12 protein-coding genes are annotated in these 16,425 nt (G+C 38.8%); 5 read left to right on the forward strand and 7 right to left on the reverse strand.

The window, feature by feature from the left end; all coding sequences use genetic code 11:
- Window positions 1–104: 104 nt before the first annotated feature.
- The 4 genes from ACZM60_RS05970 to ACZM60_RS05985 all read left to right on the forward strand — a co-directional run bounded on the left by ACZM60_RS05970 (window position 105) and on the right by ACZM60_RS05985 (window position 8,193).
- Window positions 105–1,739 carry a DUF6377 domain-containing protein gene (locus tag ACZM60_RS05970; protein WP_489521039.1) on the forward strand — a complete coding sequence of 545 codons (1,635 nt, stop codon included), beginning with the start codon at window positions 105–107 and terminating at the stop codon, window positions 1,737–1,739.
- A gap of 504 nt (window positions 1,740–2,243) precedes the next feature.
- Window positions 2,244–5,216, forward strand: a complete 2,973-nt coding sequence (locus ACZM60_RS05975; RefSeq protein ID WP_340318744.1) for a SusC/RagA family TonB-linked outer membrane protein — start codon at window positions 2,244–2,246, stop codon at window positions 5,214–5,216.
- Between the two features lie 17 nt (window positions 5,217–5,233).
- The gene (locus tag ACZM60_RS05980; protein WP_489521040.1) at window positions 5,234–6,913 is read left to right on the forward strand and encodes a RagB/SusD family nutrient uptake outer membrane protein; all 1,680 of its coding nucleotides are present in this window, start codon (window positions 5,234–5,236) and stop codon (window positions 6,911–6,913) included.
- A 2-nt stretch (window positions 6,914–6,915) separates the two neighbouring features.
- Window positions 6,916–8,193 (forward strand): histidine phosphatase family protein, encoded by a 1,278-nt coding sequence (locus ACZM60_RS05985; protein WP_489521041.1) that lies wholly within the window; start codon window positions 6,916–6,918, stop codon window positions 8,191–8,193.
- A 60-nt stretch (window positions 8,194–8,253) separates the two neighbouring features.
- On the opposite strand, the gene ACZM60_RS05990 is transcribed toward ACZM60_RS05985, so the two are convergent.
- A complete protein-coding gene (locus tag ACZM60_RS05990; RefSeq protein ID WP_489521056.1) occupies window positions 8,254–8,958 on the reverse strand; it encodes a M48 family metallopeptidase in 705 nt (234 codons plus the stop codon).
- A 307-nt stretch (window positions 8,959–9,265) separates the two neighbouring features.
- On the opposite strand from ACZM60_RS05990, the gene ACZM60_RS05995 reads away from it, so the two are divergent.
- Window positions 9,266–9,574 (forward strand): hypothetical protein, encoded by a 309-nt coding sequence (locus ACZM60_RS05995; RefSeq protein WP_340318741.1) that lies wholly within the window; start codon window positions 9,266–9,268, stop codon window positions 9,572–9,574.
- Window positions 9,575–9,758: 184 nt separating this feature from the next.
- Here the strand turns inward: ACZM60_RS05995 and ACZM60_RS06000 are convergent, their stop codons facing one another.
- The 6 genes from ACZM60_RS06000 to topA form a co-directional block, all read right to left on the reverse strand.
- A complete protein-coding gene (locus tag ACZM60_RS06000; RefSeq protein WP_021970899.1) occupies window positions 9,759–10,223 on the reverse strand; it encodes a hypothetical protein in 465 nt (154 codons plus the stop codon).
- Window positions 10,213–10,722: an RNA polymerase sigma factor gene (locus tag ACZM60_RS06005; RefSeq protein WP_340318740.1), complete on the reverse strand. Its 510-nt coding sequence runs from the start codon at window positions 10,720–10,722 to the stop codon at window positions 10,213–10,215. The genes ACZM60_RS06000 and ACZM60_RS06005 overlap by 11 nt, the downstream gene beginning before the upstream one ends.
- Before the next feature lie 64 nt (window positions 10,723–10,786).
- On the reverse strand, window positions 10,787–11,560 hold the full coding sequence (gene argB, locus ACZM60_RS06010) for an acetylglutamate kinase (protein ID WP_340318739.1): 774 nt from the start codon (window positions 11,558–11,560) through the stop codon (window positions 10,787–10,789).
- A 20-nt stretch (window positions 11,561–11,580) separates the two neighbouring features.
- The gene (gene speA, locus ACZM60_RS06015) at window positions 11,581–13,473 is read right to left on the reverse strand and encodes a biosynthetic arginine decarboxylase (protein WP_340318738.1); all 1,893 of its coding nucleotides are present in this window, start codon (window positions 13,471–13,473) and stop codon (window positions 11,581–11,583) included.
- A gap of 28 nt (window positions 13,474–13,501) precedes the next feature.
- Window positions 13,502–14,029: a shikimate kinase gene (locus ACZM60_RS06020; RefSeq protein WP_021971635.1), complete on the reverse strand. Its 528-nt coding sequence runs from the start codon at window positions 14,027–14,029 to the stop codon at window positions 13,502–13,504.
- Window positions 14,029–16,359 carry a type I DNA topoisomerase gene (gene topA / locus ACZM60_RS06025; RefSeq protein WP_489521042.1) on the reverse strand — a complete coding sequence of 777 codons (2,331 nt, stop codon included), beginning with the start codon at window positions 16,357–16,359 and terminating at the stop codon, window positions 14,029–14,031. The genes ACZM60_RS06020 and topA overlap by 1 nt, the downstream gene beginning before the upstream one ends.
- Between the last annotated feature and the right edge of the window lie 66 nt (window positions 16,360–16,425).

The raw sequence follows: 16,425 nt of genomic DNA on the forward strand, positions 1-16,425 counted from the left end.
TGTTAATTTGTAATTAATTGTTTGTCAGACTTAAATATACAAAATAATTCGGTGATTACCAACTTTTAAAGATACTTTCTTATCCCGAACTCACGTCTTATTGAATGATGAAAAATATTTTTTCCTTTATACTGATAAGCATTATATGTTTTTTTCAGTCTGGATGTTCAAAACATCAAACTGATGATGAAGATCTATTAAAAGAATTGGATTCAGTAATAAAGGAACGTACCCAATATAATCAGGCAATAGAAGAAAAAATAGATAACCTAAATAAAATATTAGATTATTCATCAGATAAGAATCCACAAGCCCAATTTGAATTATTAGGCAAGCTTTTTAACATTTACCGTTCATATAAAGTTGACAAAGCTAAGGAAGTTGCCCAAAAACGTCTACAAGTAGCTAAACAACTGGATAGTGCATGTATAAAAGAAGCATTGATGAATAATGCTGACGCATTATACAAACTGGGCAATTATCACAAAGCCTCCGAAATGTTGAATGAAATTCATCCAGATTCAACGATTTACAGTAATAGCTATTTCCATTATCTACGACAAGCTATACCTCTATCTATTTCAAATGAAATACACCCAAAGAATAATAACAATATTTCCAACAATAAACAATTAACCTATTGTAAAGACGCCATACAAGCCAATAGACCCGGCACGTATGGATATATATCTAATTTATATAAACAAACCTTATCAGAAAAAGATACCATAGGAGCGATACAATTGCTGGAGAAATTTTATACGGAAACAAATCCAGACAGCCTTAAACCCAATAAAGCCAGCATAGAATATGAAATAGCCAATCTTTATCTTCTACATAAAGATACGGTTAAAGCTAAACATTACTTAATATTATCTTCTCTGACAGATATTAAAAATGCCAAGAAAGTATATATGTCTTTACAAGATCTGGCTATGCTCTTATTTTATCAGGGCGACATAGAACGAGCATACAGTTATATATTATGTGCACTGGAAGATATAAACTTCGGACACGCCAGATATCGATTTACAGATATTTTAGCTTATCTCCCCATTATCAGTGCTGCCAATGAAATGAGAGTCCAAAAGAACGAAACGCAATTTGTTATTTTTATATCTGTACTCTCTATTCTTATTCTGTTATTAATTACAGCGTTTATCTTATTAAAGAAAAAAACAGATAAATTGGAAGATACGAAAAATATACTAAAGGAACAAAATCAACACTTAACAGAATTATCTGATAATTTGAGATTAATGAATGAACAGATAAAAGAAAAAGAGCATATACAAGAAGAATACATCGGACTTTTGTTTAACGTTTGTTCAGAACACCTCAAGAAGCAAAATATGCTCTATAAAGGTCTGAATCGTATCACCAGCAATGGACGCATAGCAGACCTGTCAAAATTTATCAGTGAACAACAAAGCAGTTCTGATGATTTCAAGGAATTCATCCACAAGTTTGATAATATATTTCTTAACATTTTCCCAAATTTCATAGAAGATTTTAACCAGTTGCTTCGTCCGGAAGAACGTATACGCCCTAAAGAAGGTGAATTATTAACACCGGAACTGCGTATTTATGCATTAATGCGGTTAGGTATCCATGATAATGCTAAGATTGCCAGTTTTCTGCATTATTCGCTTCAAACCGTATACAACTACAGAATGAAAATGAGAAATAAGGCAATTCCTGAAAAGAGAGATCTTATTTCTCAAGTTCAATCGCTCTAAACACCAGTTACTCACATATTACTTCCGGCCTTTTCACTAAAGGTTATAGTACATTATATATCAACGCATTAGCCTTGACCGTTTTTCATATATACTTACTCTTCTCTTCAAGCCAGAACGAATAAAAACGTTCCAGCTAATTTTGTATGTGTCCAATGGATATAATACCATTCGATTCAACTATTAAAAAACTACCATTATGAAAAACCAGTCAACCTTAAAAAAATGCAATCGGCTTAAAACCTTTACTTTTCCTCGTCAAAAGGATTATCCATTAAAGAGATCTTCTCTCTCATTACTCTTTTCCTCATATTATTTAGCTCAAATCAATGTAAATAACTTATAAAAAAGTTACTTAAAACGCGCTAAGAAGATACGCTAACATTCTATTTACCTGTGCATTACATTTCAGCACATGTTACTTTACAGTTGTAAAAGACACATTGTAAAACCAATGAAATATTCAGACCATACTTTTGTACCAAAAATTTAAAACATCGCATTATGAAAAAAGCAAAGACACGCAGTAATTTGTTAAGGCTGATAGGAACTCTACTGTCTGCCTTATTGCTTTGCGTAAATATACACGCGCAGGGCTTGATTGTAAAAGGCCACATAACTGATGGCAATGGCGAACCTGTTATCGGAGCCAATATAGTTGTAAAAGGAACGACAATTGGTACCATAACTGATTACGATGGAAATTTTACTTTAGAGGCTCCTGATAAAAAATCAATTCTCCATATCGGATATATAGGCTATAAAGAATTAGAAATCCCAGTATCCTCAACTCCCCTGAATATCATTTTGCAAGAAGATACAGAATTATTGGATGAGGTAGTAGTCATCGGCTATGGTACTGTAAAGAAATCTGATGCTACCGGTTCTGTTACAGCAATAAAACCTGATGAATTTAACAAAGGATTACAAACGACAGCACAAGATGCCTTAGTTGGTAAAATGTCTGGAGTAAATGTTGTATCCGGATCAGGTGCACCAGGTTCCAGCGCAACAATACGTATCCGTAGCGGGGCCTCACTTTCCGCTTCTAATGATCCGCTTATCGTTATCGATGGAGTACCCGTAGATAATTCGACAATAGAAGGTGGAGGTAACATTATTGGTGCAATAAACCCCAATGATATCGAAACATTCACAATATTAAAAGATGCCTCTGCTACAGCCATTTATGGATCACGTGCTTCCAATGGTGTCATAGTTATTACAACTAAAAAAGGGACAAGTAATAAACCTCAAATAAACTATTCATTGAATCTGGCAATGAGTGCTACAGCCAAACGTCTAGAAGTACTCAATGCCGAAGAATTCAAAAGTTTTGTTCCTACAGTAACCGGTGTACCTGCCAACCCATCATTTGGAACAGCTTCCACCGATTGGCAAGATGAAATTTACCGTACAGCTTTTTCACAAGAGCACAACTTATCTGTCTCAGGAAAAATAAAGGAAAAAACTCCTTTCCGTGCTTCTGTTGGCTACACAAACCAAGCAGGTGTTATCCGAAACAATGACTACCAACGTGTAACATTTAATGGAGGTGCATCACCCAAATTCTTTGATAATCACTTGACAATTGACTTAAATCTAAAATTATCATATGAAAGCAATGATAAAGTGGACGACAGTGTTGTAAGCAACGCGTTGAGATATGACCCAACACGTCCTGTAAAAACAGGTAGTGCTACTGCTGCAACTGACCCAGGATTAGGCTATTTCATTTGGATGAATGGGAACTCCCCAATGGCTATCCAGACAGATAATCCAATAGCACAACTTGAACTACAGAAAGACAACACAGCTATTCTTCGTTCTATCGGTAACGCAAATATCAATTACCAAGTACATGGCTTTGAAGATTTGCAATTTACCCTTAACATGGGCTACGATATCCTTTCCAGTAAAGAAAACAAGGACGTCCCAGCACTGGCAGGTATGATGTATACTTCTAACATGAAAGATGGGACTGGTTTGGCATACGATGGTAAACAAGAGAAAAAGAATACACTACTCGACTTTTATGGTACCTACTCCCCTGATTTAGGCGAGAAGCATAGTTTCAGCTTTATGGGAGGCTACGGATGGCAACATTTTTGGAGAAAGTTTAATACAACAACCTTATCTCCTGATGGAGCAGAGCTCTTCTCACCTACACATTATGAAACAGAATACTACCTGCTATCTTTATATGGACGCTTGAACTATACATTCAATAACCGTTATATGATTACAGCTACATTACGTGCTGATGCATCATCACGCTTTGCCAAGGACAACCGCTGGGGATATTTTCCTTCCGTTGCATTAGGATGGAAAATCAGTGAAGAAGATTTCTTTAAGGAACAAGATGTGATGACAGATTTCAAGCTTCGTTTAAGTTATGGTCAAACAGGACAACAAGATATTTTGAATGATTATCCTTATATGACTACCTTCAATGTTTCTTATCCTGAATCGTCTTATCTTTTCGGAGATACCTGGTATCGTACTTACCGGCCTAATGGATATGATCCGGATATCAAATGGGAAACAACTACAACCTACAATGCAGGTATCGATTTTGGCTTTCTCAATAACCGGATATATGGCTCTATCGACTACTATAAACGACATACCAAGGACCTATTAAATACAATTAATGTTATTGCTGGAACCAATTATGCACCAGTCTTAACAACCAATATCGGGGCAATGGATAATCAAGGAGCCGAATTCTCTATAAATTTTGTTCCCATAAGTACCAAAGACTGGAACTGGAACGTAGGTTTCAACTATACTTGGAATGACTCTAAAATAACCAAACTGAATATGGTAGACTCCGAAAATAACTTTGTTCAAACTGGCTCAATTTCAGATACAGGGAAAACAGTACAAGTCTTCATGGTAGGTGAACGTCCATATACATTCTATCTCGCCAAACAAGCATATGATGAAGCCGGAAAGCCGATAGAAGGTAAATATATACAACCGGACGGAAGCATTTCTTCCACAGAAACACGTTATGCAACAGGTAAAAGTGCCTTGCCGACATCCTATCTCGGATTTAACACCCAACTGAGTTATAAAAATTGGGATTTCGCCATAAGCGGACACGGCTCATTTGGCAATTATATGTATAATTATGTAGCTGCCGACCAATATTTACAATCCGTATACAGTGACCAAGGAAGTTATTCGAATATCTTGAAAGTAACAAGAGACACCGGCTTCCAAACCCAACAACTTTATTCTGACTATTTTTTAGAGAATGCTTCATTCTTCCGTATAGACAATATTTCATTAGGTTATACTTTCAATAAACTTTGGAATAAATCAAGCTCATTACGACTTACTTTCGGAGTTCAAAATGTAGCAGTCTTTACTGGTTACTCTGGCTTAGACCCCGAAATATATAGTGGAATAGATCGTGAAGTATATCCACGTCCGAGAACTTACTCACTTAGCGCAAATCTTACCTTCTAAATTAAAAGATTATTATTATGAGAAAAATATTATATAGCTTATCTGTTCTATTCTGTCTAATCTTATCTTCCTGTTTTGGAGATTTAGATACCATGCCTTTGGATGAGAGTCAATTGGTTACTGAAAAAGTATATAGCACTGCCGAAGGTTATACCGGAGTACTTGCAAAATGTTATGCATCACTAATTCTAACCGGACAGCAAGGTGGTGATGGTGGTGACGGTGACCTTGAAGGAGCCAACGAAGGTTATTCTGGATACATCCGTTTACTATTTTATCTGGAAGAACTTGATACAGATAATTTTCTAATGCCTTCGACTTCAAATGGATTAAGACAATGCTTAAACCTCCAATGGGACGCAGCAAATGCATCTGTAGTTACATGGACTTATCAACGCCTGTACATGACTATCGCTTACACCAACGAAATTTTACGCGAATGCACTGAAAGCAAACTGCAAGAGAGAGGTGTATGGGATGCTCTGAAAGATGACTATATACACTACCGAGCAGAAGCTCGTTTTATACGTGCTTACTGTTATTCAATGTTATGTGATTTATTTGGCTCTGTCCCTTACATAGATGAAAATACAGGAGTAAAAGATATTCCACAACAATGGAGTAGAAAAGAGATTTTCAATTTTGCACTTACCGAATTACAACAAATAGAAAATGACTTGGCTGCACCAGGAGAGAATGAATACGGTAGGGTTGACAGAGTAGCCGACTGGTTCTTACAAGCACGTATGTATTTGAATGCTGAAGTCTGGACAGGAGAAGAAAATTATCAGAAAGCCTACGAATATGCAAAAAAAGTAATAGACGACGGACATTATCCGTTGGCATCAGACTACCGTCATATATTTCTTGCCGATAATGAAACATGTAGTGAAATCATTTGGCCTTTAGTACAAGATGGTCAACATGCACAGAGTTCAACTGGCACAAACTTTTTCGTAAAAGCTTTTGTTAATGGCCCGATGGATGAACTTTATCAGACTGGAGTCGGTTCACGAGGATGGGGCAACGTACGAGCTAAAACAACATTAGTAGATGCGTTTGATGCCGATGATGTAATATTCAACACAGAAGATACTTGGGGAAATCAAAAGAAAGACAAACGCGCACAATTCATGACAGCACTACCCGGACAAGTAAAAGAAACATGGGATGAAAACATGGCTATGACAAGTACTTTCACTTGCGGATATGGTTATATTAAATGGAGAAATGTAACCAAAGATGACCAGCTATGCGCTGCCGGAGATACATATACCTCAATTGATTTTCCATTATTTCGTACTGCCGATGCTTACCTAATGGCAGCAGAAGCAATTCTCAGAGGAGCTAATGCTCCCAGAAGTACAGCACTGGATTATGTAAATGAAATACGTGAACGTGCATATATGTCTGACAAATATGCTCAAGCAGGAATACGTTCGGATGTATCTGGTAAAATTAACGAATCGGAGCTTAATCTTGATTTCATCCTTGCAGAACGTCAACGTGAATTTGCCAGTGAACTTGTAAGAAGAACTGATTTAATTCGTTTTGGTAAATTCACTAAAAACAACAACTGGGACTGGAAAAATGGTGAACGTACGGGAACAGATGTCGATGATAAATATCTTTTATTCCCTATACCAGAAAGTGAATTAGTAAATAATCCTACTTTAAAACAAAACGAAGGATATTAACAATGAAATTACAAAATTATATTATCACAGCAATAATCCTGCTGACCGGTCTGCCCGCTTTAGGGCAGACTACCCAACAGGAAATGACTGATAACATCAATAAAACAGCAGGAGTATACTACGCGTATCCCATATCCGACCTGCAACCGCAAACTAAAGTTCCTCAAGGATACAAACCTTTCTATATCAGCCATTATGGACGTCATGGCTCAAGATACCTAATAGCTGATAACGACTATAAGTGGGTTATTGACCTTTTTCAACAAGCCAAGCAACAAAATGCACTGACAGAATTAGGGTATGATGCGCTAAAACGGCTTGAACTATTATGGAAAGAAGTTGAAGGCCACGGAAGCGATCTCACACCATTAGGGGTACGTCAGCATCAAGGTATCGCCGAAAGAATGTATCATTCGTACCCAGAAGTTTTCACTGATAATAAAAAGATTTCGGCCCGATCGACTATTGTATTGCGCTGTGCAATGAGTATGGTAGCTTTTGGTGACAAGCTAAAAGAACTTAACCCGAAACTCATCATTTCGTATGAAGCAAGTCCTAAATATATGAATTATCTGAATTATCATTCCGATGAATCTAATATGTTCACTTCTGACAAAACTGGGCCATGGGTAGAAGAATATCGCAAATTCGAATTAGAACATACTCACCCTGAACGTATAATAAACAGTTTATTCAATAACACTAATTTTATACGTAAACATGTAAATCCTCATAACTTGATGTGGGGTTTATATTGGATAGCCAGCGATATGCAAAATGTAGAAACAAAGGTCTCTTTTTATGATTTATTCGAAAAAGATGAATTATTTGACTTGTGGCAATGTATTAATTATCGTTTTTATGTATGTAATGCAAACCATGCAGACAGTAAAGGGATAGTAATAGCAAATGCAAAATCTCTTCTAAAAAATATCCTTGATAGTGCAGAAGAAGCCATCGCTGATCCCTCTATAGCCTCTACTTTACGTTTCGGACATGACGGTAATGTCATTCCGCTTGCAGCTATATTGCATCTGAATGATTGTGATGTATCTGTCAACAGGCCGGAAGATGTATATAAGGTTTGGTCAGATTATAAGGTAGTACCAATGGCAGGAAACATTCAAATTGTTTTTTACAAAAGAAACAATAACAATGAAGATATCCTTGTAAAATTTCTTCTCAATGAACAAGAAGCAAAAATTCCTCTGAACACAAATATATTTCCGTATTATAGATGGAAAGATGTCAAGAGCTACTATACCCAGCTGCTTATGTAATAATAAAATCCTCTTATACAAACCATAAGAGGATTTTTCATATCATTTTAAAATCACTTGCTAAAAAACAGGACGATATGCATGTAATTCCTTACGTAGTGCTAAAGCCTTGCCATCTGTCATCTGATTTAATAATTCCCAAAATCTCGGACCATGATTCATCTCACGAGTATGTGCCAGCTCATGCAAAATAACATAATCCATTAAGTGTACAGGCAAAAGCATCAGGTAAAACGACAGACTGATATCTTTTTTCGAAGAGCAACTTCCCCAGCAAGAACGAGCTTTCGAAATACTTACTTTATGATAAGGTAGTTCAAACTGACGGGACCAATATTGTACTAACGGAGGAAGATAATCTTGCGCTTTCTTTCTCATTGCACGCATCACTGCATTCTTCACTAAAGCCTGAACCCTGTCAGTCGTAAAATCAGCAGTAACGGGACAAGCTATGACGACCGTTTCGTCCTTTAGCTTTACCGTAAAATTCTTTAAAGGAGAAGCCTCTAATCTCAATCGGAAACATTCTGCTTCAATAGAAAAACTTAAATCAAAAGGTCGAGGCTTTATCTCTGCACATGCATGAAGCAATTTCTCGCGAAAAGGAGCAATAGCATTAAGTAAGGCTGTTATACTCCGATAAGGAGGAGTCGTTACATGTAATCCATTCTCCTTTACCCTCATTGTTATATTACGAGCTGAGCGGCGGACCATAAAATGAATCTGCCCAAAATCTTTATCGGGAATAGTTTGTTTCTTACTTATCATACAGCAAACTTACGGAAAAAACCTCATATATCCTCTATCGTCATACTGCTTTTAGCTTTCTACTGTCGCCTGGTATATATCTTTTCAATAGCTTCTTAACCTTTTCTCTGTAGATTTTTCGTGGCTTTCACATTTCAAGCTCTACATATTCGAGGAACAATTCCTCAATACGTTTCGGTACCATAAAAATTAATCATATAGCAAAGCCCATAAAATCAATTATTTAAGAAAAACTTTGCCTTTTGGCACGCTACTTGTCTTTACATTTACAGAAACAATTGTCTAACTATAAAAAATAACGATTATGAAAAAGATTTTTGTAGCAATAGCATTAATAGCAAGTTTAGGAACATCCGTTTCATTTGCAGCAACAGAAACAGCAAACGCAGTCAGCATCGAACTAAGTGCAACTGATTATACTCCGATTGAAGTCAAAGATTTACCACAGGCTATACAAGAAACTCTGGCGAAAAATCTCAGTGAATATACAGTTAAAAGTGCAGCTTATCAACAAGATGAAGATGGAGTGAAAACTTATCTGGTAACACTTGTTGATGCCGAAGGTTCAGAAGCCAATGTACTTTTTACAGAAAATGGTGAAATCATAGAATAAGGACATCGTCGTTCATTTCATACTATTAGTGGGTACACAAGAAAAGGATTACTGCTCACGCGGTAATCCTTTTTTATTGAGTTAGTAAATTTTAATGTGAGAGAATTGAAACTTCACAGCCTCATCAATGATTTTTCTTAAATAAGCACTAACTATTTATATAAAAGCAAATGAAAATGTCAATTTACTGTTTTTCCAAATCAGGCTGCTCTGAAACTTTCATCGGAGCCTTTACCGAATCAGCCTTATAAGCTACCTGCGGATCGTGTGTGTTATTTTCAAACTGATCGTAAACATACACGATACCACCTTTGGTTCCATCCATGGAATGTTTCACCACTCCGCCCACTGTAAATAAAAGAGCCATTACCGCAGCTGCCTTGAACAAAGGCATAAAACGTGTACGTAAAGTAAGGCGTTTAGCCTTCACTACCGGTCTTTCAATTTCAGCCAGAATACGTGAATCAAAGTCATCACCCAACTTTACTTCCTTTTCAGCTTCCTGATAAGCAAACAAAGGCTTATAACGAAGTAAATGTGCCGGAACTTCTTTCTGATGGAAGAAAGAACGAAGAATCTGCTCTTCTTCTATGGAAGTTTCGCAATTCCAGTACTTCTCTAAAAGTTGTTCAATGTACTTATAGTCCATAGTTGTCTATCTCGCTATATTTTAATTTAATCCGCTGCCTTGCTCTAAACAAATTTACCTTTACCTGTTCTTCTGTTAATTGCAAGACATCAGCAATTTCCTTATAACTTTTCCCTTCTACATCCCGAAGTTGTACGATAGTCCGTTGTTTCTCTGGAAGCTCGTTTATCAAACGATGTACCAGCTTGATTTGCTCGTCCTGTTCATATTTTCTATCGGGCGTCAATGCATCAGGCATTTCCTGCGTTTCTGGAGTCAACTCCATATTCTGAGCTTCCAGTTTCTGGCTGCGGTCGATTGCAAGATTTCTTGCGACAGTCAAGCAATATGCTTCAATCGAATCGAACTGCGACCATTCATCTCGCTTGTTCCACACCTTAATCATAGTATCCTGCACGATATCCTCTGCTTCGGCACTATCGAAAGTGATCCGGAGTGCCAGCCTGTAAAGTTTGTCTTTCAGCGGCAATATATCATTTCGGAAACTAATTTCTCGCATTGCTTTCTATAATAATGACGGGTGAGTTACACAAAAGTTACACCCACCCGCCTATTTTTTTGAATTATTTTTTTATTACTGTACCCGACTTACCGTCAATGGCTGATGCTAAGGTTATTACGACCTGGGAAACTCCGGCCTCAACCGCCGAAAAAGAGTTCTCAAGTTTAGGAATCATGCCTCCTTGTATCACCCCTTCTGACACATATTTTTTAAACAGCTCAGGAGTTATAACCGGAATGACACTATCATCGTCTTCGGCATCACGCAAAACACCCTTCTTCTCGAAGCAATAAATCAAAGTAACATCAAATGCTTCAGCCAGTGCCTTTGCTGTTTCACCCGCTATCGTATCAGCATTGGTATTGAGCATATTACCTTCGCCATCATGAGTAAGCGGAGCCATAACAGGCACTACTCCCCGGCTAATCAGAGATACAAGCACCTCAGCATTGACATGTTTTACATCTCCGACAAAACCATAATCTACCTCTTTAACAGGACGCTTTACCGAACGAATCACATCCATGTCTGCGCCTGTCAGTCCGACTGCATTTACGCCTTTCGCCTGGAGTCCGGCTACAATATTCTTGTTTACCAGTCCTCCATAAACCATCGTAACAACTTTCAATGTTTCGGCATCAGTAATTCGGCGTCCATCTACCATTTTACTTTCGATACCCAACTGCGCCGCGATTCTGGTAGCCGAACGTCCACCACCGTGCACCAGCAACTTATAACCGGGAATGGCCGAAAAATCGGAAAGCAACTGATTCAAAGTAGCAGCTTCCTCTACTATTTTTCCACCTACTTTTACAATAGTCAGTTTCTCTTTCATCGTATACTTATTTTGTATTATTATTCCAAATATGTATATCCGTACAACCCAGAACGATAGTTGGCCAAAAATTCTTTTCCTTCTTCCAACGAAATTTTACCCTCTTTTACAGATTTGGTAACCCATGTTTCGAGCGTACGAACCAGTTTTTTAGGATTATACTGTACATAGTCCAGCACTTCTGCCACAGTTTCACCATCAATAACCTGGTCTATCGTATAGCCTTTTTCATTGACAGTCACATGCACAGCATTCGTATCACCAAACAGGTTATGCATATCACCCAAGATTTCTTGATAAGCTCCTACAAGGAATACACCTATATAATAAGACTCTTTCGCCTTAATGGAATGTACCGGCAAATCATGCGATACATTACGCGTAGACACGAAATTGGCAATCTTGCCATCTGAATCACACGTAATATCTTGTAAGGTAGCCGTACGATCCGGACGTTCATCCAGACGCTGGATAGGCATAATCGGGAAAATCTGGTCTATCGCCCACGAATCCGGTAAAGACTGGAACAGAGAGAAGTTACAGAAATATTTATCTGCCAACAGTTTATCCACATTACGGAATTCATCAGGAGCGTGTTTCAAGCCGGATACAATATGATTGATTTCACGACAAACCGACCAATATAAACGCTCAATCTGTGCACGCGTCTTCAAATCAACAATACCATGGCTGAACAAATCCAGCGTTTCCTCACGAATCTGCTGTGCATCATGCCATGCTTCCAGCATCCTACTCTGGTTCAAGTTATCCCATATCTGATATAATTCCTGAACCAGTTCATGATCGTTAGGACTAACCTCAAAGTCTTCATCCATTTCTGGTAAAGAAGCCGTTTCGAGTACCTCAAAAATCAAGACAGAATGGTGTGCCGTCAATGAGCGTCCACTTTCAGTTATAATATTCGGATGTGGAATATTGTTCTTATTGCTGGCATCCACCATAATAGAAATTGAGTCGTTTACATATTCTTGAATGGAATAGTTTACGCTACTTTCACTATATGAAGAACGTGTTCCGTCATAATCAACACCCAGTCCGCCACCTATATCGACAAACTCCACCGGAAAGCCGAGCTGGTGCAACTGCACATAAAACTGAGAAGCCTCACGCAAGGCCGTCTTGATACGGCGAATCTTGGTTACCTGACTTCCAATATGGAAATGAATCAACTTAAGGCAATCTTTCAAATCTTTCTTTTCGATAAAGTCAAGCGCTTCGAGCAACTCGCTGGATGTCAACCCGAACTTACTTGCATCACCCCCACTTTCTTCCCATTTTCCACTTCCAGAAGAAGCCAGTTTAATGCGAATTCCTATATTAGGTCGTACATTCAACTGCTTGGCTATCTTGGCAATCAGACGGAGTTCATTCAGCTTTTCCACTACCAGGAAAATACGCTTACCCATTTTTTGCGCCAACAAAGCCAGTTCGATATAACTTTCATCCTTATATCCGTTACAAATGATCAGCGAATCAGAATCCGTATTAATGGCAATAACAGCATGCAATTCGGGCTTCGAACCAGCCTCCAGTCCCAGATTAAACTTCTTACCATGACTGATAATTTCTTCGACAACCGGTCGCATCTGATTCACCTTAATAGGATAAATAATAAAATTTTGAGCTTGATATCCATATTCCTCAGCAGCAATAGTGAAACAGTTGGATATCTTTTCGATACGGTTATCCAGAATATCAGGGAATCGGACAAGCATCGGAGCTGTGACATCCCTTAACTGAAGTTCGTCGACCAATTCTTTTAAGTCGACGGCCACACCGTCTTTACGCGGAGTTACTACTACATGACCTTTGTCATTAATACCAAAGTATGAAACACCCCACCCAGTAATGTTGTAGAGTTCTTCAGAATCTTCAATACGCCATTTTCTCATTTCACAACATAAAGTCTACGTTTATAATCTATTTATCTAATAATAATTTCAGTTGCGCTACTGATTCGCCAATTTGTTCATGGCTTTCCAGCCGTTCAGCATTAAACTTATATTTAGCTTGTTTATAGAAGCACATACGTTTCTGCAAAGCTGTATTTATGACATCCATCAATTCTCCATCTGTTTTATCAGCCAACAACGGCCGCTTTGCCTTAGCTATTTTCAGACGGCGGAATAATACTTCAGGACAAACATCCAGAAAGACAGTATCACCTGCACGATTCATATAATCCATATTATCGAAAAAGCACGGTGTACCCCCTCCGGCTGCAATCACAACATTTTCAAACTCTCCAGCTTCATGCAGCATATTCCTTTCCACCTCACGGAAACCACTTTCCCCCCGCTCGGCAAACAAGTCCTGCACTGTCTTATGAAAACGTTCCTCGATATACCAGTCCAGATCAATAAACTGGAGTTGCATGGCCCGGGCAAACGCTTTTCCCAATGTCGTCTTACCCGATCCCATATAACCAATCAAAAAGATTCTCTTCATTATTTCTTTTTTACACCGCCACGCACCTTGCGAACCTCAGCTTTTTCCTTCTGCAATTCAATTACCTTGAAACAAGCATCCAGTGTCAAATCGGCCGCCTCTACATTCTCAGGAATCTTATAATTCTTTTTCTGATATGCGATATACGGTCCATAACGTCCATTCAAAATCTGCATATCCGGATCGGCATCAAAAGTCTTGATAACTTTCTTGGCAGCTGCATCCTGTTTCTCACGAATCAACTTCTCTGCATCATCCAGTGTAACAGCCATCGGATCCATATTCTTAGGAATGGAAACGAATGTATTATTATAACGTATATACGGTCCGAAGCGTCCTGTACCAACGGTAACAACAGCTCCTTCCAACTCACCCAGTGTACGAGGAAGTTTAAACAAATCGAGAGCTTCCTCCAATGTTATAGTTTCCAGTGAATATTCTTTCTTCAACTGAGCAAAACGAGGCTTCTCCTCATCATCGGCAGTACCAATCTGAACAACCGGTCCATAACGTCCGATTTTCACCGAAACAGGTTTTCCGCTTACCGGGTCTACCCCCAGCATACGTTCACCCACCTTATGTTCCGACTTGGCAGCCATTGTATCTTCTACCAACGGGTGGAAACCATCATAGAAATGTTCCATCACATCCGTCCATTTCTTATCTCCTTCCGCAATCTCATCGAATTCCTTTTCCACGCTTGCCGTGAAATTATAATCCATAATTTGCGGGAAATATTCTTTCAGGAAGTCATTGACTACAATACCCACATCCGTAGGAATCAGCTTAGCCTTTTCGCTTCCCGTTATTTCAGTCTTGGTACTTTCTGTAATTTTATCATCCTTCAGCCGCAAAATTTCATAGCTGCGTTCCACTCCTTCACGATTACCCTTCTCAACATAACCTCGCTGCTGAATAGTAGAAATAGTAGGAGCATAGGTAGAAGGACGACCGATACCAAGTTCCTCCAACTTACGCACCAAACTGGCTTCCGTATAGCGCGGAGGAGCCTGTGTAAAACGTTCCATGGCGATAATCTCCTTGCAATCGAGTGACTGTCCTACCTCCAAAGCCGGAAGCAGACGACTTTCATCCTCCTGTTCCATATCTTCATCGAACGACTCCTTATATACACGCAAGAAACCGTCGAAAGTCACAACTTCTCCCACGGCTATAAACTTATCTTCATGTCCGCTTATCGCAATGGTGGCAGTCGTCTTTTCAAGTTCAGCATCAGCCATCTGTGAAGCCAATGTACGTTTCCATATCAAATCATACAAACGCTTTTCCTGAGAAGTTCCTTCTATTGTTTCGTTCGACATATACGTAGGACGAATAGCCTCGTGAGCTTCCTGCGCCCCCTTGGTTTTAGTCGTAAAATGGCGTGTATGTACATACTTTTCCCCCATCAGTGAAAGAATTGTATCACGGCTCGTGCTTAAAGCCAGATCCGATAAATTCACAGAGTCAGTACGCATATAAGTAATCTGTCCGTTTTCGTACAACCGCTGTGCCAACATCATAGTTTGTGCTACCGTATAGCCCAACTTACGTGCAGCCTCTTGCTGCAAGGTAGAAGTGGTAAACGGAGCAGCAGGCGATTTCTTTATCGGACGAGTAGTAATATCTTCTATTTTAAATCCGGCATTTTTACAACTCTCCAAAAATACCTTTGCTTCTTCCTTAGTTTTAAAACGCTTTCCTAAATCAGCCTTAATTTCAGCTCCCTTGTCATCGGTAAAAATAGCGGTAACTTTATAAGAAGCTTCACTTACAAACGCATGTACATCACGCTCACGTTCCACAATCAGACGTACAGCGACCGACTGTACACGTCCAGCCGACAAAGAAGGCTTGATTTTCTTCCACAATACCGGGGAGAGTTCAAAACCTACAATACGGTCAAGGACACGACGAGCCTGTTGTGCATTAACCAAATCAACATTAATGTCACGCGGATGCTCAATGGCTTTCAGAATAGCAGTCTTGGTAATTTCATGGAACACGATACGCTTTGTCTTTGCCGGATCCAGTTCCAGCACCTCAAACAAATGCCATGATATAGCTTCTCCCTCACGGTCCTCATCGGATGCGAGCCATACCATATCGGCTTTCTTCGCTTCCTTCTTCAATTCCGTAACCAGTTTCTTTTTATCTTCCGGCACTTCGTATATCGGAGCGAAGTGGTTCTTTATATCGATGCTGAACGCCTTCTGTTTCAAATCGCGAATATGTCCGTAACTTGAAAGTACTTTATATCCCTCTCCCAAGAACTTTTCAATGGTTTTTGCCTTAGCAGGGGACTCAACTATTACCAGATTATTTTGCATAACTTCTGTAATCCATTTAGTGATTTTGGGACAAATGTATGAAAAAACCTGAAGTACACCATATAA

The organism is Phocaeicola sp., from assembly GCF_057861905.1.

Coding starts and splice junctions, on each gene's coding strand:
- ACZM60_RS06005 (WP_340318740.1), bottom strand. CDS start 10,722: ATGCGAGAAATTAGTTTCCGAAATGATATATTGCCGCTGAAAGACAAA.
- speA (WP_340318738.1), bottom strand. CDS start 13,473: ATGAGAAAATGGCGTATTGAAGATTCTGAAGAACTCTACAACATTACT.
- ACZM60_RS05980 (WP_489521040.1), top strand. CDS start 5,234: ATGAGAAAAATATTATATAGCTTATCTGTTCTATTCTGTCTAATCTTA.
- ACZM60_RS05975 (WP_340318744.1), top strand. CDS start 2,244: ATGAAAAAAGCAAAGACACGCAGTAATTTGTTAAGGCTGATAGGAACT.
- ACZM60_RS05985 (WP_489521041.1), top strand. CDS start 6,916: ATGAAATTACAAAATTATATTATCACAGCAATAATCCTGCTGACCGGT.
- ACZM60_RS05970 (WP_489521039.1), top strand. CDS start 105: ATGATGAAAAATATTTTTTCCTTTATACTGATAAGCATTATATGTTTT.
- argB (WP_340318739.1), bottom strand. CDS start 11,560: ATGAAAGAGAAACTGACTATTGTAAAAGTAGGTGGAAAAATAGTAGAG.
- ACZM60_RS06020 (WP_021971635.1), bottom strand. CDS start 14,029: ATGAAGAGAATCTTTTTGATTGGTTATATGGGATCGGGTAAGACGACA.
- ACZM60_RS05995 (WP_340318741.1), top strand. CDS start 9,266: ATGAAAAAGATTTTTGTAGCAATAGCATTAATAGCAAGTTTAGGAACA.
- ACZM60_RS06000 (WP_021970899.1), bottom strand. CDS start 10,223: ATGGACTATAAGTACATTGAACAACTTTTAGAGAAGTACTGGAATTGC.
- topA (WP_489521042.1), bottom strand. CDS start 16,359: ATGCAAAATAATCTGGTAATAGTTGAGTCCCCTGCTAAGGCAAAAACC.